The 15782-nt window shown below is 68.8% G+C and carries 15 protein-coding genes; 3 read left to right on the top strand and 12 right to left on the bottom strand.

Going from position 1 to position 15782, the window contains the following annotated elements:
* Positions 1 to 37 precede the first annotated feature (37 nt).
* The gene (locus ACGFZ3_RS17360; RefSeq protein ID WP_392923981.1) at positions 38 to 1168 is read left to right on the top strand and encodes an alkene reductase; all 1131 of its coding nucleotides are present in this window, start codon (positions 38 to 40) and stop codon (positions 1166 to 1168) included.
* Here ACGFZ3_RS17360 and pip read toward each other — a convergent pair.
* Positions 1144 to 2106, bottom strand: a complete 963-nt coding sequence (pip, locus tag ACGFZ3_RS17355) for a prolyl aminopeptidase (protein WP_392923978.1) — start codon at positions 2104 to 2106, stop codon at positions 1144 to 1146. The genes ACGFZ3_RS17360 and pip overlap by 25 nt on opposite strands.
* Before the next feature lie 49 nt (positions 2107 to 2155).
* Positions 2156 to 2653: a hypothetical protein gene (locus tag ACGFZ3_RS17350; protein ID WP_392923975.1), complete on the bottom strand. Its 498-nt coding sequence runs from the start codon at positions 2651 to 2653 to the stop codon at positions 2156 to 2158.
* A 79-nt stretch (positions 2654 to 2732) separates the two neighbouring features.
* On the opposite strand from ACGFZ3_RS17350, the gene ACGFZ3_RS17345 reads away from it, so the two are divergent.
* The gene (locus ACGFZ3_RS17345; RefSeq protein ID WP_392923972.1) at positions 2733 to 5993 is read left to right on the top strand and encodes an ATP-dependent helicase; all 3261 of its coding nucleotides are present in this window, start codon (positions 2733 to 2735) and stop codon (positions 5991 to 5993) included.
* 36 nt (positions 5994 to 6029) lie between these two features.
* Positions 6030 to 7487, top strand: a complete 1458-nt coding sequence (locus ACGFZ3_RS17340) for a hypothetical protein (protein WP_392923969.1) — start codon at positions 6030 to 6032, stop codon at positions 7485 to 7487.
* Between the two features lie 10 nt (positions 7488 to 7497).
* Here the strand turns inward: ACGFZ3_RS17340 and ACGFZ3_RS17335 are convergent, their stop codons facing one another.
* From ACGFZ3_RS17335 to moaA, 10 genes are read right to left on the bottom strand one after another with little or no spacing between them, the layout of a single operon-like run.
* Entirely contained in the window at positions 7498 to 8097 is a 600-nt protein-coding gene (locus ACGFZ3_RS17335; RefSeq protein WP_392923966.1) for an NTP transferase domain-containing protein, read from the bottom strand.
* Positions 8094 to 9125 carry an XdhC family protein gene (locus tag ACGFZ3_RS17330; RefSeq protein WP_392923963.1) on the bottom strand — a complete coding sequence of 344 codons (1032 nt, stop codon included), beginning with the start codon at positions 9123 to 9125 and terminating at the stop codon, positions 8094 to 8096. The genes ACGFZ3_RS17335 and ACGFZ3_RS17330 overlap by 4 nt, the downstream gene beginning before the upstream one ends.
* Positions 9122 to 11320, bottom strand: coding sequence for an aldehyde oxidoreductase molybdenum-binding subunit PaoC (gene paoC, locus ACGFZ3_RS17325; RefSeq protein ID WP_392923960.1), 2199 nt, complete (start codon positions 11318 to 11320; stop codon positions 9122 to 9124). The genes ACGFZ3_RS17330 and paoC overlap by 4 nt, the downstream gene beginning before the upstream one ends.
* Positions 11321 to 11323: 3 nt before the next feature.
* Positions 11324 to 12274, bottom strand: coding sequence for an FAD binding domain-containing protein (locus ACGFZ3_RS17320; protein WP_392923957.1), 951 nt, complete (start codon positions 12272 to 12274; stop codon positions 11324 to 11326).
* Positions 12271 to 12915, bottom strand: a complete 645-nt coding sequence (gene paoA, locus ACGFZ3_RS17315) for an aldehyde dehydrogenase iron-sulfur subunit PaoA (RefSeq protein WP_392923954.1) — start codon at positions 12913 to 12915, stop codon at positions 12271 to 12273. Before paoA ends, ACGFZ3_RS17320 begins: the two co-directional genes overlap by 4 nt.
* A gap of 60 nt (positions 12916 to 12975) precedes the next feature.
* A complete protein-coding gene (locus tag ACGFZ3_RS17310; RefSeq protein ID WP_392923951.1) occupies positions 12976 to 13443 on the bottom strand; it encodes a molybdenum cofactor biosynthesis protein MoaE in 468 nt (155 codons plus the stop codon).
* On the bottom strand, positions 13440 to 13682 hold the full coding sequence (locus tag ACGFZ3_RS17305) for a MoaD/ThiS family protein (protein WP_392923949.1): 243 nt from the start codon (positions 13680 to 13682) through the stop codon (positions 13440 to 13442). The genes ACGFZ3_RS17310 and ACGFZ3_RS17305 overlap by 4 nt, the downstream gene beginning before the upstream one ends.
* Positions 13682 to 14272, bottom strand: coding sequence for an NTP transferase domain-containing protein (locus ACGFZ3_RS17300; RefSeq protein ID WP_392923947.1), 591 nt, complete (start codon positions 14270 to 14272; stop codon positions 13682 to 13684). The genes ACGFZ3_RS17305 and ACGFZ3_RS17300 overlap by 1 nt, the downstream gene beginning before the upstream one ends.
* Positions 14269 to 14760, bottom strand: a complete 492-nt coding sequence (moaC, locus tag ACGFZ3_RS17295) for a cyclic pyranopterin monophosphate synthase MoaC (RefSeq protein ID WP_392923944.1) — start codon at positions 14758 to 14760, stop codon at positions 14269 to 14271. Before moaC ends, ACGFZ3_RS17300 begins: the two co-directional genes overlap by 4 nt.
* Positions 14757 to 15782, bottom strand: coding sequence for a GTP 3',8-cyclase MoaA (gene moaA, locus ACGFZ3_RS17290; protein WP_392923941.1), 1026 nt, complete (start codon positions 15780 to 15782; stop codon positions 14757 to 14759). The genes moaC and moaA overlap by 4 nt, the downstream gene beginning before the upstream one ends.

Genomic DNA, 15782 nt, shown 5'->3' with positions numbered 1-15782 from the left:
TGCCCGCATTGGCGGGCCCCTCCCCAGGAACACCGCAATGACGTCCTTGTTCACCCCGTTCGATCTCGCCGGCACGCCGCTCCGCAACCGCGTGGTGATGGCCCCGCTCACCCGCGCCCGCGCGCCCAACGACATCGCCGACGAGCGCATCGCGCTCTATTACGCGCAACGCGCCACCGCCGGCCTGATCGTCAGCGAAGGCACCCCGATCTCGCAGGAAGGGCAGGGTTACCTGTTCAACCCGGGCATCTTCCGCCCGGAACAGATCGAGGGCTGGCGCCTGGTGACCAACTCGGTACATGCCCTGGGCGGCCGCATCGTGGCCCAGCTGTGGCACGTGGGCCGGGTTTCGCACCCGACCATCCAGGCCGATGGCCGCCTGCCGGTGAGCGCCAGTTCCAAGCAGCCGGTGGGCGCGCAGGCGTTCGGCTACGACGAAACCGGCACGCCGACCCTGGTGGCACCGCCGGCGCCGCGCCAGCTGGCCACCGACGAGATCGCACGCATCGTGGGCGAGTTCGCGCAGGCGGCGGCCAATGCGATCGACGCCGGTTTCGACGGCGTGGAAATCCACGGCGCGAACGGTTATCTGTTCGAGCAGTTCATGAACCCGCTGGTCAATGACCGCACCGATCAGTACTCGGCCGACACCATGGAAAACCGCCTGCGCTTCACCCTGGAGGTGATCGACGCGGTGGTGGCCCGAATTGGTGCGGCGCGCACCGGCATCCGCCTGTCGCCGTATGGGCAGCTGTTCGACATGCCGTTGCACGATGGCATCGACCAGACCTACGGCGTGCTGAGCAAGGCCATCGGCGAACGTGGGCTGGCCTTCGTCCATCTGATGGACCAGTCCGGGTTCAAGGTGGGCGATGTGGTGGTCGACCCCGGCGCCGAGGGGGGCTTCCAGGGCCTGCTGCGCACCATCAAGGGCAACCTGCCCAACACCGCGTTGATCCTCGCCGGTGGCCTGGACCGCGCACGCGCCGAGCAGTTGATCGACGCTGGCCTGATCGACCTGGCCGCCTTCGGCACGCCGTTCATCGCCAACCCGGACCTGGTGGCGCGCCTGCAGAACGGCTGGCCGCTGAACACCCCGGACCGCACCACGTTCTACGGCGGTGGTGCGAAGGGTTACACCGATTACCCGGCGTACGCTGCGGCCTGATCGGCGAAGGCATCGGTGGCGCGCACCAGCGCGTCCACCGTGGCCGGCTCGGTCGCGCTGTGGCCGGACAGCACCATCTCCAGTCTGGCTTCCGGCCATGCCTGGGACAGGTCCCATGCGCTGCGCGGCGGGCAGATGATGTCGTAGCGCCCCTGCACGATCACCCCGGGCAAGTGGCGGATGCGGTCGATGTCGCGCAGCAGCTGGCCGTGCTCCAGGAACGCGTTGTGGCGGAAGTAGTGCGCTTCGATCCGCGCCTTGGCCAGGGTATCCAACGGGTCGGCGTCGGAGACCGCGTCCACGTCGTGTACCAGCGTGGCGGCGAAGTCCTCCCAGCCCAGCCAGGCCTGCGCCGCTGCGATTCGGGTGGCACTGTCGTCGCTGTCCATGCGTTGCCAATAGGCCTCGATCATGTTGCCGTGTTCGCCCTCCGGCAGATGGGCAGCGTAGTTCGCCCAGCGCTCGGGAAACACCCAGCGTGCACCGCCATCGGCTTCATTGAACCAGCGGTTCTCTTCGGCGCGGCCCAGGTAGACGCCGCGCACGATCACGCCGGTGGCGCGTTCGGGATGCGCCTGCGCATACGCCAGGGCCAGCGTGGAGCCCCATGAGCCACCAAACACCAGCCAGCGTTCGATGCCCAGCCGGGATCGCACGGTTTCGATATCGGCCACCAGGTGCGCGGTGGTGTTGTCGCGCAGTTCGCCGAACGGAGTGGAGCGGCCGCTGCCGCGCTGGTCGATCAACACGATCCGGTAACGCGCGGGATCGAAGAAGCGCCGGTGCGTCGGCGAAACGCCCGCGCCAGGACCGCCATGCAGGAACACGACCGGGATGCCGTCAGGCGTTCCGCATTCCTCCACATGCAGGGTGTGCAGGTCATCGACCTGAACGTGGTGCTCGCGGAACGGGGTGATCGACGGATAGAGCGTGCGCATGGAGGAAACCTTGGGGCGGGTGCCATGCAAGGATAGCCCACGCATCGGATCAGTCGCGCTCTACGTCGACGTCCACGTCCCGTGCGGCGTCGCGTAGCAGTTCGACCGTAAAACGCGGTGAGCCGCGTCGCGCCGTGATGACCACTTCCTCGCCACCGACCAGCACCGCCGTATAGCGGTTGCCCAGCCGCCCGCCCAGTGCATCGCGGACGGCGATGGCGATGTCCACGTTCGACTCGCCCTTGCGGATCGGAATATCGACATGCATCGGCGACTCCTCATGCACCCAGAGACGGAAGCTGATGATGCCGTCTGAATCGGCCGCGTCGCTGAACTCCAACCGCCAGCGGTCGGCCGGCTCGGGTCGCGGTGCCTGGTCGGCTTTCGGCATGAGAAGCGGGGAGAACTGCGCGTGGACAGGCGCAGGGGCGGCAGGCAGCGCGCAGATGGCAACCAGCACCGCCACCAGGGTGTTTCTGATCGCCTGCGGATTCATGCTGGACGCTCCGCCGTTGGCCGAGGAAACAACCCAGCGTGAGCCTTGCATGAAAAGGCGCCGTCCGCATCGGAAAATCTGCGTGGACGTGATCGGTATTTCTACGCAGCAGCAGGTAAGGTGGGCAGCCATGGCCTCCGACGCTGCTTCCGCCCCGACCGTATTCGCGCCCGCTACCCACGCCTGGTTCGCGTCGGCGTTTCCCGCACCCACTCCGGTGCAGGCGGCGGCGTGGCGCGCCATCGCGGCGGGCGAACACACGCTGGTGATCGCGCCGACCGGATCGGGCAAGACATTGGCAGCCTTCCTGCATGCGATCGACCAGTTGTACCGCGCGCGACAGCAGGAGGCAGCGGCGCAGGCAGGCGCTTCGAGAGCAGCGCCGCGCCGGACCCGCGTGCTCTACCTTTCGCCGATCAAGGCATTGGGTGCTGACGTCCAGCGCAACCTGCAGGTGCCATTGCAGGGCGTCGACGCCGAGCGCCAACGGCGTGGCGATCCCGCGGTGGCCCTGACGGTTGGCATCCGCACCGGCGACACGCCGGTGGCTGAGCGTGCGCGCCTGGTGCGGCGGCCGCCGGACATCCTGATCACCACGCCCGAATCGCTGTTCCTGATGCTGACCTCGAAAGCGCGCGAGACGCTGCGCGAGGTCGATACCGTGATCGTGGATGAAATCCATGCGGTGGCCGGCAGCAAACGCGGCACCCATCTGGCGCTCAGCCTGGAGCGGCTGGACGCATTGCTGCAGGTGCCCGCGCAGCGCATCGGCCTGTCCGCCACGGTGCGCCCGGTGGAGCAGGTGGCTGCCTTCCTTGGTGGTGACCGGCCGGTGACCGTAGTCGACCCGGACAGTCCGCGCCATCTCGACGTACGCATCGTGGTGCCGGTGGAGGACATGGCGGACCTGCCGCCGCACGCAGGGCCCGGCGCGGAACGTGAACCGGGCGGCCGGGTGGGTTCGATCTGGCCGCACGTGGAAGCGAGCATCCTCGACCAGGTGCTGGCGCGGCGCTCCACCATCGTGTTCGCCAACTCGCGTGGCGTAGCCGAGAAGCTGACCGCGCGGCTCAACGAGCTGCATGCCGAACGCAGCGCGCGCGCAGCCGGCCAGCCGCCGGTCGCGCCGGTACCCGAGCAGTACGGCTCGTTCACCGGCAGCACCGTGTCGCGGGTGGTGGCCAGCCCCGAGCTGATCGCGCGGTCGCACCACGGCTCGGTTTCCAAGGAACAGCGGCGCGACATCGAGCAGTCGCTCAAGGACGGTTCGCTGCGCTGCGTGGTGGCCACCTCCAGCCTGGAACTGGGCATCGACATGGGGCTGGTGGACCTGGTCATCCAGGTCGCGGCGCCACCGTCTGTGGCCAGTGCGCTGCAGCGGATCGGCCGGGCCAGCCACCAGGTCGGCGGGACTTCCACCGGGCTGGTCTACCCGCGCACGCGACGCGACCTGATCGACGCCACAGTGGCGATCGAGCGGATGCTGGAAGGGCGCATCGAAGCGGTGGATCCGCCGCGCAACCCGCTGGACGTGCTCGCCCAGCAGACCGTGGCGGCGGCCTCGATGGAGCCACTGGATGTCGAGGTCTGGTATGCGCGCATACGTCGCGCGGCACCGTACCGCACGCTGCCGCGCAGTGCGTTCGATGCCACGCTGGACATGCTGGCCGGGCGCTACCCGTCCGACGACTTCGCCGGCTTCCGTCCGCGCCTGCTATGGAACCGGCAGACCGGTGAACTGAGCGCGCGCCCCGGGGCCAGGCAGCTGGCGGTGACCAGCGCCGGGACCATTCCCGACCGTGGCATGTACAGCGTGATGCTGCCCGAAGGCGAAGAACGTGCCGGCTCGCGCCGGGTCGGTGAGCTGGACGAGGAGATGGTCCACGAATCGCGGGTCAATGACGTGATCACGCTGGGGGCCACTTCCTGGCGGATCGAGCGGATCACCCATGACCAGGTGGTGGTTACGCCCGCGCCCGGGCGCTCGGCACGGCTGCCGTTCTGGCGGGGCGAAGGCGTGGGCCGTCCGGCGGAACTGGGTGAGGCGGTAGGCGCGTTCCTGGCCGCGCTGGATGCCGACGCGGGCAACGACACGCTTGCACCGGCGTTGCTCGCGCGGTTGCAGGGGGCGGGCCTGCAGCCCAATGCGATCGCCAACATCGTCGGCCTGCTGGACGAGCAGCGCGCGGCAACCGGCGTGCTGCCGACCGACCGCCGGCTGGTGGTGGAACGCTGCCGTGACGAATCCGGCGATTGGCGGGTGATGCTGCATTCGCCCTACGGACGGCGCATCCACGATCCCTGGGCGCTGGCACTGGCAGGGCGCATCCAGGACCGCTGGGGCGTGGACCCGGCGGTGGTGGCCAGCGACGACGGCATCATCGTGCGCATTCCGGATTCGTCCGGGCGGCTGCCCGGTGCCGAGCTGTTCCTGTTCGAGCCGGAACGGCTGCGTCGTGAGGTCACGCTGGCGGTAGGCAATTCAGCGCTGTTTGCCGCGCGGTTCCGTGAGTGTGCCGCACGCGCACTGTTGCTGCCGCGAAGCAAGCCCGGGAAGCGTTCGCCGCTGTGGCAGCAGCGCCTTCGCGCCGCCGAGCTGCTGGCCATCGCGCAACGCTATCCCGAATTCCCGATCCTGATCGAAGCGGCGCGCGAGTGCCTGCAGGATGTCTACGACCTGGATGCGCTGGACACGGTGATGCAGCGGCTTGCCGAGGGCCGCATCGAGATCGCCGAGGTCACCACCGAGGTACCTTCGCCGTTCGCCGCCAACCTGCTGTTCGGCTACGTGGCCGAGTTCATGTACGGCACCGATGTGCCGCTGGCCGAGCGCCGCGCCTCGGTGCTGTCGCTGGATGCCGGGCTGCTGGGTGACCTGCTCGGCCAGGTGGATCTGGGTGAATTGCTTGATCCCTCCGTCGTGGAACAGGTGGGGTGGGAGCTGCAGCGGTTGGCACCGGGGCGCCAGGCGAACGGCAGGGAAGGAGTTGCCGACCTGCTGCGTGAACTGGGGCCATTGAGCGAAACCGACATCGCGGCGCGCCTGATCGATGGAGACAGCGTCAGGGTGCATCTTCTGTCGCTTGAGAGCGAACAGCGCATCGTGTCCGTTCCGATAGGCGGACGGCAGGTCTGGGCCGCAGTGGAGGACGCCGCCCGTTTACGGGATGCGCTCGCCGTTGAACTGCCGGACGGTGTACCTGCCGTGTTCCTGCAGCCTGCCAGCGACCCGTTGGGCGAACTATTGGGTCGCTACGCACGCACCCATGCTGCATTCACGACGGGCGACGCCGCACGTCACTGGGGGCTGGGGGTGGCCGTGGTGGACGCGGCGCTGGAGCATCTGGCCGGACAGGGCAAGGTGCTCAGTGGTCATTTCGGCGCGGGGTAGGCGCGCGGCGATGGCGACGATGCTGCAACGGTTCCGTTGGCGCGCCGCGAATGGGTGGGGGACGCCGTGTTCCAGCGCCTGCGCCTGCGCTCCCTGCAGGCCGCGCGCGAAGCGACCCGTCCGGCCAGCCGTGAGGCGTATGCGGCGCTGCTGCTGGAGCGGCATGGGCTGGTGGCCGACGCGACGGTGGCGTCCCGCTCCAGCGCGGTCCCTGCGCACGGCGCGTTGCAAGGCGCGGACGGCGTACTGCGTGTTATCGAGCTGCTGGCCGGCGTGCCACTGCCGGTGTCGGCGTGGGAGCAGCAGATCCTGTCGGCACGGGTAGCCGACTACACACCGACGATGCTGGACGAACTGCTGGCAACCGGCGCGGTGGCGTGGGTGGGGCACGGCCGCCTGGGCGAGGATGACGGTCTGGTGTCGCTTCACGTGCAGGAGGGCATGGGCGAAACGTTGCCTGTCGTGCAGGCGATCGAACCTTCGCCCCTGCAGACGGCGCTGTTGACGGTGCTGGCAGACGGGGGCGCGTTCTTTGCACGGCAGCTGGCCGCCGCAGTGCAGGCGCGCCTGGCGGCTGCGGGAGTGGGCGACGTCGTGGTCGACGCCGAGACGCTGCACACCGCGCTATGGGAACTGGCGTGGGCGGGTGTCGTGACTACCGATCTATGGACGCCGCTGCGCCACCTGTCGGCCACCCGACCCGCGCGCCCACGGGCGACGACGTCTGCGCGGCAGAGTCGCTACGCACGGGGCAGGGCGATGATGGATCCACTCGGCGCGGCGGGCGGCCTGCATCCGATGGCGACCACGTTGGCCACACCCACCCTCGCGGGCCGATGGTCGCTGTTGCAGCGGCCGCCGGTCAGCGACACGGTGCGCGCGGTCGCGCTGGCGAACGGGCTGCTGGAGCGCCACGGTATCGTGACGCGCGGCGCGGCCATCGCCGAAGGCATCGCCGGCGGTTTCCCGGCGCTGGTGCAGGTGTATCGCGGCATGGAAGATGCCGGCCGGGTGCTGCGAGGGCGGTTTGTCGATGGCATGGGCGGCGCACAGTTCGCAGAGCGTGGCATGGTCGATGCGTTGCGTGAGGTGGCCGAGGCACAGCAGCCGGGGCAGGTTGGACTGAGCCTGGGGCTGTCGGCGGTGGATCCGGCCAATCCGTTCGGGCCGGTGCTGCCGTGGCCGGCGCACCACGCAACGCAGCGGCCGGTGCGACGGCCCGGGGCGCTCGTGGTGATCGGCGGTGGTCGCCTGCGCATGTACCTGGCCCAGGGCGGTCGGCAATTGCTCACATGGTTCGCGCCGGGAGCGCCCGGCGAAGATGCTGCGCTGACGGCGGCGGCGCAGGCGCTGGTGATCGCACTGCGACGCGGGCGGCGCATGTTTACGCTGGAACTGATTGACGATGCGCCCATCCAGCGCGATCCGGTAACCGAGGCACTGCGTGCGGCGGGTTTCTCCAGCGCGCCACGCGGCCTCGACTGGCAATCCTGAAACCACGACGTCAGTCGTCGATCAGTCCCAGTTCGTGCGCGGCGCGCAGATCGTCGGGGGTATCGATATCCAGCGCGAGGGCAGGGGCGTGCAGCACGCCGACCGTTCCGGGTTCCAGCGCACGCAGCCGTGCGCGGAAGCCGCTGTCACCCTGCCCATCGGCGAGGTCGGCGAACCACGCGCCGGGCACCACCGCCGGCACGCCGAGCGCGCCGGGCAACAGGGTAGCCGCGCAGCCTGAGGTGGACTGGCTGGCGCTCTCCAGCAACGCGTGCAGATGCGCAGCCTCCAGCGCGGGCTGGTCGCAGGCCACCACAAGCACCCGTGCGGATGCCTGCACGGCAGGCGCGGCGACCACCAGGCTGCTGCCCATGCCGCGCTGCGCGTCGGGATTGAGCGCATGCACGCAATCGAGGTCGGCCACCGCGTCCCTGAGCGCTCCGGAGGCCTCAGGCAGCACGACCACCAGCAGTGAAGGTGCTGTAGCGGCTGTCAACCGGACCATCCGGTGCAGCAGGGTCTCGCCGTCGCGGCGCAGGAGCTGTTTGGGGCGACCCAGCCGCGTGCTTGCGCCGGCGGCCAGTACCACGGCGGCATGGGCGTTCATCACGGCAGTTCCGGCACGCCGTGCCGCCACGCCTGCAGCTGCGCGGCAATGCTCAGTGCAATGGCCTCCGGCCCCCGCCCACCCAGTCCCAGCCCGATGGGCGAACGCAGGCGAGGGGAAAGCGATGCCCGCGTTTCGGGGGACAGCACGGTGAACAGGTCATCGCGCCGTCGTCCTGGCCCCAGCAATCCGATGAACGGAATGGCCGTGGCCGCCAGCGCGTCCAACGCCTCGCGGTCCAGCTCGAAGTTGTGGTGCATCACCAGCACCGCATCCGGCAACGGCGCGTTCGTCCACCGCGTCCTGCAATCAGTGGACGAACCCCCGGTAGCACCCGACCGTTGGTCGGGTGTCGCGACAACAGCAAGCCGCTCCCGCCACCGCTCCCGTGGCTCATGAATCTCCACCCGCCATCCCAGGCCCCTCAACAAGGGCAGCAATGGCGCGGCCTCCGGCCCAGCCCCCAACACCACCACGCGCGGCGCACGCCGCCATTGCAGCTGCCACTCCGCGCGAGGGGCTTCCCAGTCGACCGGCGGACTGGCGATGTCATGGGAAAGACGCATAGCGCCGCAGCGCCATTGCAGTGCTCCGTCACTGTGCAGCCTGAGCTCCAGCGTTCCCTCTCCCCGCAGCCACCGGCCAAACACGCCATCAATGCCGGCAAGCGCTGCCAGCGGAATCAACACCACCCGCTGCCGCCCCCGGCATCCCACCGCGTTGCCGGCAAACAATGCGTCATCATCGCGGGTATCGATCTCCATCCACGCCAAGGTGTTCCCGTCCACGGCCTGCATCGCTCGGCGTTCAATCTCCGGTTCCAGGCAGCCACCGCTCAGCCACCCGACGTGGCCGTGATCAGAAAACAGCACCACCGTGCCGGCGCGGGTATAGGTGGAACCCTCGGTTTCGAGCACCACGGCCAGCGCCGCGCGGCGACCCTCGTACAGCGCATCGAGGGTCGCCTCGAACACGAGGCCGGGGTTACCGTCCTCGGCATCCAGCGGCGTAGTGACCAGATCGGCACTCATTCCAGTGCAGGCAGCCCGGCCAGCAGCTTGTCCAGCGTGATCGGATACTCGCGCACGCGGGTGCCGGTGGCGTTGTAGATCGCATTGGCCACCGCCGCACTGACACCGCACAGGCCGAGTTCGCCCACGCCCTTGGCCTTCATCGGCGACGACACCGGATCGGTCTCGTCCAGGAAAACCACTTCCTGGTGGGGGATGTCGGCATGCACGGGCACTTCGTAGCCGGCCAGGTCGTGGTTGACGAAGAAGCCCAGCCGCGTATCCACCGCCAGCTCTTCGGAAAGCGCGGCGCCCACGCCCATGGTCATCGCGCCGATCACCTGGCTGCGCGCGGTTTTGGGGTTGAGGATGCGCCCGGCGGCGCACACCGCCAGCATGCGCCGGATCCGGCTTTCGCCGGTGGCAACATCCACGCCCACTTCGACGAAATGCGCGGCAAAGGTGGACTGCTGGAACTTCTCTTCCAGTTCGGCGAACTCGATGGTGTCTTCCACCACCAGCTCGCCGTCGGCCGCGGCCTTGCCCAGCGCGACGCTCTTGCCGCCATCGCTGACCTTGCCCTTGGCGAAGGTGGCTTTCGCCGGGTCCAGACCCAGCTTTCCCGCTACGGCCTCGCGCAGCTTGGTGCAGGCGGCGAACACACCGGCGGTGGAACTGTTGGCGCCCCATTGGCCGCCCGAACCGGCCGAGGCGGGGAAGCTGGAGTCGCCCAGTTTCACCGTAACCTGCTCCAGCGGCACGCCGAGCATTTCCGCGGCAGTCTGGCCGAGGATGGTGTAGCTGCCGGTGCCGATGTCGGTCATGTCGGTTTCCACCGTGACCCGGCCGCTGCCATCCAGCCGTACGCGTGCGCCCGATTTCATGACGAGGTTGTTGCGGAAGCCTGCGGCCACGCCCATGCCGACCAGCCAGCGGCCGTCGCGCCGGGTGCCAGGGCGGGCGTTGCGCTGGTCCCAGCCGAAGCGCCTGGCACCCTCGCGCAGGCACTGCACCAGCTGGCGTTTGGAGAACGGGCGTTCCGGATTGGCCGGATCCACCTGGGTGTCATTGCGGATGCGGAACTCGATGGGATCCAGGTCCAGCTTTTCGGCCATTTCGTCCATCGCGATTTCCAGCGCCATCAATCCGGGCGTTTCGCCCGGCGCGCGCATGGCGTTGCCTTCCGGCAGGTCCAGGTGCGCCAGGCGCAGTCCGGCCAGCCGGTTGGCGCCGGCGTACAGCAGCTTGGTCTGCTGTACCGCTTCTTCGGGCGAGCCGCCGGGCAGGTTGCCCGACCACGATTCGTGACCGATCGCAGTCAGGGTGCCCTCGGCGGTCGCACCCAGCCGGATCCGCTGCAGCGTGGCCGGGCGGTGGGTGGTGTTGTTGGCCACCATCGGCCGCGACAGCGCTACCTTGACCGGGCGCTTGGCAGCGCGCGCACCGAGCGCGGCCAGCACCACATCGGAGCGCACGAACAGCTTGCCGCCGAAGCCGCCGCCGATATAGGGCGAGATCAGCCGCACATTGTCCTTGGGCAGGCCCAGCGTCTTGGCCAGGTCCGTCCTGCCCCAATCGATCATCTGGTTGGAGGTCCACACCGTCAGCTTGTCGCCTTCCCAGGCGGCCAGCGTGGCATGCGGTTCCATCATGGCGTGCGACTGGTCCGGCGTGTGGTACATCGCATCCAGCGTGACCGGTGCGTCGCCGAAGGCCTTTTCAAAGTCACCGACGCGCGCGTCCGGATCGGTCTTCTGGAAATTCGTGCCTGCCTTTTTGGCTGCAGCCAGGTCATAGGCACCCTGTTGGGTGGCATAGCGCAGCCTCACCAGCCCAGCTGCGGCGCGCGCCTGTTCAAAGGTTTCCGCGACCACCAGCGCCAGCGCCTGGTGGTAGTGCGTGATGTCCGGGCCGCCCAGCAGCGGGGCGGCATTGCGCTGCGACTTGTTCAATGGACCGGCATTGTCGGCGGTCACGATGGCCAGCACACCGGGCGAGCGGCGCGCGGCGTCGAGTTCCATCGACGTCACCCGGCCCTTGGCAATGCCGGCGGTGACTACGTAACCGTATGCGGCGTTTGGCACGGCATCGTGCCACTCGTAGGCGTACGTAGCATGGCCGGTTGTCTTCAGCGGGCCGTCGATCCGGTTCAGCGGCTTGCCCACCACCTGCAGCTGGTCGATGGGGTTGGTGCCGGCGGGGGTGTCGAATTTCATGGCTTATCCCTTCGCTTGCTGGAGGACGGCGGCGAGCGTGCGCTCGGCCAGCTGCACCTTGAAGGCGTTCTGCGGCGAGGGCGAAGCGCCCTCCAGCAGTTTGGCCATGACCGCGGCAGCGCCCTGCGGAAGCAGGGCGTCCGCTTCCGGCTTGCGCCACGGTTTGTAGGCCACGCCGCCCAGTGCAACCCGCCCGCTGCCATCCGGTTGCAGCACCGCCGCCACCGACACCAGTGCAAACGCGTAGGAGGCACGGTCACGCACCTTGCGGTAGATATGGGTGCCGCCAAGCGGAGCGGGCAGAATGGCCGCGGCGATCAGTTCGCCTTTCTCCAGCACCGTCTCGAGGTGCGGGGTGGTGCCCGGCGCGCGGTACAGGTCGTTCAATGGAATGCGCCGGCTGGATCCGTCGGGGCGCAGCGTCTCCACCACGGCATCCAGCGCCATCATCGCCACCGCCATGTCGCTCGGATGGGTGGCGATGCATGCGGCACTGGTGCCGACCACGGCCAGCTGTCGGCTGAAGCCACCGATGGCGCCGCAGCCACTGCCCGGCAGGCGTTTATTGCATGGCTGCGCGGTGTCGTAGAAGTAGGGGCACCGAGTGCGCTGCAGCAGGTTGCCGGCGGTAGTGGCCTTGTTGCGCAGCTGGCCGGAGGCGCCGGCCACCAGTGCGCGGGTGAGCAGGGCGTAGTCGCGGCGGATACGCCGGTCGGCCGCCAGGTCGGTGTTGCGCACCAGTGCACCGACGCGCAGGCCGCCGTCAGCGGTCGCTTCGATGGTGTCCAGCGCCAACCCGTTGACGTCGATCAGGTGCGCCGGCGTCTCGATCTCCAGCTTCATCAGGTCCAGCAGGTTGGTGCCCCCGGCAATGAAGCGCGCGCCCTGGGTGCGGGCGGCCGCTGCGGCCGCTTGGGCCGGGGTAGTGGCACGCTCATAAGTGAAGGCCCTCATGCGCGCGTTCCTCCGACGTCTTCGATCGCCTCGACGATGTTGGAATAGGCGCCGCAGCGGCAGATGTTGCCGCTCATGCGTTCGCGGATCTCATCGGCGGTCAGCGTGGCGCGGGCGGCCAGGTCATCGGTGACGTGGCTGGGAATGTTGTCGCGCACTTCCTGCAGCACTGCCACCGCCGAGCAGATCTGCCCGGGGGTACAGTAGCCGCACTGGTAGCCATCGTGTTTGACGAACGCGGCCTGCATCGGGTGCAGTCTGTCCGGAGCGCCGAGCCCTTCGATGGTGGTGATCTTCGCGCCCGGGTGCATCACCGCCAGGGTCAGGCACGCGTTGATGCGGCGGCCATCGACCAGCACGGTGCAGGCACCGCATTGTCCGTGATCGCAGCCCTTCTTGGTGCCGGTCAGCTGCAGGTGCTCACGCAGTGCATCCAGCAGGGTGACGCGGGTGTCCACCTGCAGCGTGCGGGGCTTGCCATTGACCTCGAAGGTCACCTCGGCGGTCACCGGCGCGCGTGCGCCGGCGGTATTTCCCTGGGCTTCGGCGACCACGGTGGGGATCACCATGCTCGTGGCCGAGCCGGCGCCGAGTTTCAGCACGTCGCGGCGGGAAAGGGATAGCTGGGGGGGCGTGCTCATGCGGTGGCTCCTCGTTGGCTGCTGCAGCCTGGCTCACGGGGTCGGTACGACGATGATGGTTCAGCGGGGGTCGGCATGCGGTGAAGCGCTGTGTGAATGGGGGTTGCCGCCGTGCGAGCAGACCACCCACTCGCTGTCGCCTTCCACGTACAGCTCCTTCTTCCAGACCGGCAGCCGGTGTTTGATCGCATCGATGATGTAGCGGCATGCGCCGAAGGCGGCGTCGCGGTGGGGCGAAGAGACGCCGACCCATACGGCCAGCTCGCCTACGGCCAGGCGTCCGCTGCGGTGTACGCCGATGGCGTCGATGTCGCCGAAGCGCTCGCGGGCTTCGTCCAGGATCGCCTCGCCCTCGATCTGGGCCAGCGCGGTGTACACCTCGTACTCCAGCCCTTCCACGTCGCGACCGTCGTTGCGGTTGCGCACCCAGCCTTCGAACGCACAGAAGGCGCCGTGGGCGGGGTTCTGCAATGCCGAGCGCAGGGCGGGAACATCCAGCGCAGACGCGCTCACCGAAAACGCGCTCATCCGCCGTTGACCGGCGGAATGAACACCACGGTGTCGCCGTCCTGCAGGGGCTGTTCCCAACCGCAGAAGCGCTCGTTCACCGCGACCCGCAGCGCCGACGCCGGCAGCGTGAAGCCGTGCCTGGCCTGCAGCTGTTGGTAGAGGGTGCCAAGCGAGTCTGCGTCGGTGTCCACGCGCTCGGCGCCCATGTTGGCCTGTTCGCGCAGCTGCGCGAAATAGTTGAGTTCAACCTGGGGCATCAGTTCGGTTCCAGTTGCTGGCGCGCCTGCAGCAGCTCGCCAGGGGTATTGACGTTGTCCAACGCGTTGCCAGGGGAGGGCAGCGCATGGATCTGCAACTGCAGCAGCGCCTCGCGCGGGCAGAAGTGGTGCGCCTCGAAGCGCTGGCGCAGCAGCGGTGCCGATGACGGCTCCCAGATGGCACAGAGTGGCTCTGGAAGGCCGTCGTGGCGACTGACGAACACGGTGGCGTCCTTGCCCGGTTGTCGTGCCGACACCAGTGACCGCAGTGTGCGCGCATCCAGCAGAGGCAGGTCACAGGCGATCACCAGCCATGCGTGCCCGGGGTAGGCCTGCTGCGCGGAGAGGATGCCGGCTACCGGACCCACGCTGTCAACGCTGTCGGCCAGAGCGGGCAGGCTGCCCCGCAACATTTCGCTGCGCTGGTCCGGCCGGAGCGAGACAAACGCCTGCACCAGCTCGATATGCCGCAGCAGGGCCCAGGCGCGCAGCAGCTGCGGCTGCCCGGCGTAATCCAGCAGTGCCTTGTCGGCCTGCATGCGGCGGCTCGCGCCACCGGTGAGCAACAGTGCCGACAGCGGTGCACTCATGACGGATGGTCCAGGTCGGACTTGCCGCCGCGTTTGGACACCAGCCGCACCTGCTCGATCACGATGGCGTGCGAAAGGGCCTTGCACATGTCATACAGCGTGAGCGCGGCAATGCTGGCCCCGGTCAGGGCTTCCATCTCGACGCCGGTGGTGCCGTGGCAGGCGACCGTGCAGTCGACCACCGCACTGTCACCGTCCATGTCGATGGTGATGTCGCAGCGCTGCAGGGCAAGCGGGTGGCACAGGGGAATCAACTGCGGGGTGACCTTGGCGCCCATCACCCCGGCAATGTGGGCCACGGTCAGCACCGCGCCCTTCGGCAGCACGAAGCCGGCCTCGCGCAGCTGGATGGCGACCTCGGGCGGGAAGCGCACCCGGGCCTGGGCGTGTGCCACCCGGTCGGTGGCGGTCTTGCCGCCTACATCGACCATGCGCGGCCGTGCATCGGCGTCCAGGTGCGAGAGCAGGGAAGGATTGGGTTCCATCATCCACCTATGTAGTGCATTTCGATGCGGCGCCCGGGCTTGGACGCCGGGCGGCCGCGCAGTTCGCTGTAACGGTCGTTGCGGGCCGACCACACCCCCGCCAGCACTGCGCGAAGGGCGGCGTCGTCCGCGCTGGCCCGCAGCAGGCCGCGCAGGTCGGTGCCGCGGGTGGCGAACAGACAGGTATAGAGCTGGCCTTCCGAGGACAGCCGCGCCCGGGTGCAGTCGCCGCAGAACGGCTTGGAGATGGACGAGATCAGGCCGATTTCACCGGCGCCATCGACGAAGCGGTAGCGGGTGGCGACTTCGCCCGGATGGCGGGGCGGCAACGCCAGCAGCGGCCAGCGGGCGTCGATGCGGGCGTGCAGTTCCTGCGAGCTGACCACGCAGTCGGCCGACCAGCCGCTGCGGTTGCCCACGTCCATGAACTCGATGAAGCGCAGCACCACGCTGCTGCCACGGAAGCGTTCAACCAGGTCGAGCGCGCCGGCGTCGTTGCGCCCGCGCTGCAGCACGGCGTTGATCTTCACCCCGTCACGGAAGCCAGCGTCCTTGGCCGCATCGATCCCGCGCAGCACGGCATCCACGTCGCCACGCCCGCCGCTGATCTGGCGGAACAGCGCGGGATCCAGCGTATCCAGGCTGACCGTGACCCGGTCCAGGCCCGCGTCAGCCAATGCGTTCGATTGCCGGTCGAGCAGCACCCCGTTGGTAGTAAGGGCGATATCGTCGATGCCGTCGATGCGACGCAGGCGGCGGATCAGGTCGGGCAACTGCGGGCGGAGCAGCGGTTCGCCGCCGGTCAGGCGCAGCTTGCTCACGCCCAGTGCCGCAGCCTGGCGGCATACGCGTTCGATTTCGTCGAAGCTCAACCGCGCTTCCGGCGGCAGGAACGCATAGTCCTCGCCGTAGGTCGACGCCGGCATGCAGTAGGTGCAGCGGAAGTTGCAGCGGTCCATGACCGAGATGCGCAGGTCGCGCAGGGGTCGATTGCGGCGATCCAGGAGGGGTGTGGGTGCGCTCAT

It is taken from the genome of Stenotrophomonas sp. NPDC047960, from assembly GCF_043204395.1.
Taxonomy (GTDB): Bacteria; Pseudomonadota; Gammaproteobacteria; order Xanthomonadales; family Xanthomonadaceae; genus Stenotrophomonas.
The sequence above is the reverse complement of the archived record's forward strand: the minus strand, read 5'-3'. Positions and strand labels throughout refer to the sequence as shown.

Excerpts from the sequence above, each read along its gene's own strand:
- ACGFZ3_RS17310 (WP_392923951.1), bottom strand. The coding sequence starts at position 13,443 with ATGAGCGCGTTTTCGGTGAGCGCGTCTGCGCTGGATGTTCCCGCCCTG.
- ACGFZ3_RS17305 (WP_392923949.1), bottom strand. The coding sequence starts at position 13,682 with ATGCCCCAGGTTGAACTCAACTATTTCGCGCAGCTGCGCGAACAGGCC.
- moaC (WP_392923944.1), bottom strand. The coding sequence starts at position 14,760 with ATGATGGAACCCAATCCTTCCCTGCTCTCGCACCTGGACGCCGATGCA.
- ACGFZ3_RS17350 (WP_392923975.1), bottom strand. The coding sequence starts at position 2,653 with ATGCAAGGCTCACGCTGGGTTGTTTCCTCGGCCAACGGCGGAGCGTCC.
- ACGFZ3_RS17360 (WP_392923981.1), top strand. The coding sequence starts at position 38 with ATGACGTCCTTGTTCACCCCGTTCGATCTCGCCGGCACGCCGCTCCGC.
- ACGFZ3_RS17330 (WP_392923963.1), bottom strand. The coding sequence starts at position 9,125 with ATGAGTGCCGATCTGGTCACTACGCCGCTGGATGCCGAGGACGGTAAC.
- pip (WP_392923978.1), bottom strand. The coding sequence starts at position 2,106 with ATGCGCACGCTCTATCCGTCGATCACCCCGTTCCGCGAGCACCACGTT.
- ACGFZ3_RS17345 (WP_392923972.1), top strand. The coding sequence starts at position 2,733 with ATGGCCTCCGACGCTGCTTCCGCCCCGACCGTATTCGCGCCCGCTACC.
- paoA (WP_392923954.1), bottom strand. The coding sequence starts at position 12,915 with ATGAGCACGCCCCCCCAGCTATCCCTTTCCCGCCGCGACGTGCTGAAA.
- moaA (WP_392923941.1), bottom strand. The coding sequence starts at position 15,782 with ATGAGCGCACCCACACCCCTCCTGGATCGCCGCAATCGACCCCTGCGC.
- paoC (WP_392923960.1), bottom strand. The coding sequence starts at position 11,320 with ATGAAATTCGACACCCCCGCCGGCACCAACCCCATCGACCAGCTGCAG.
- ACGFZ3_RS17300 (WP_392923947.1), bottom strand. The coding sequence starts at position 14,272 with ATGAGTGCACCGCTGTCGGCACTGTTGCTCACCGGTGGCGCGAGCCGC.
- ACGFZ3_RS17320 (WP_392923957.1), bottom strand. The coding sequence starts at position 12,274 with ATGAGGGCCTTCACTTATGAGCGTGCCACTACCCCGGCCCAAGCGGCC.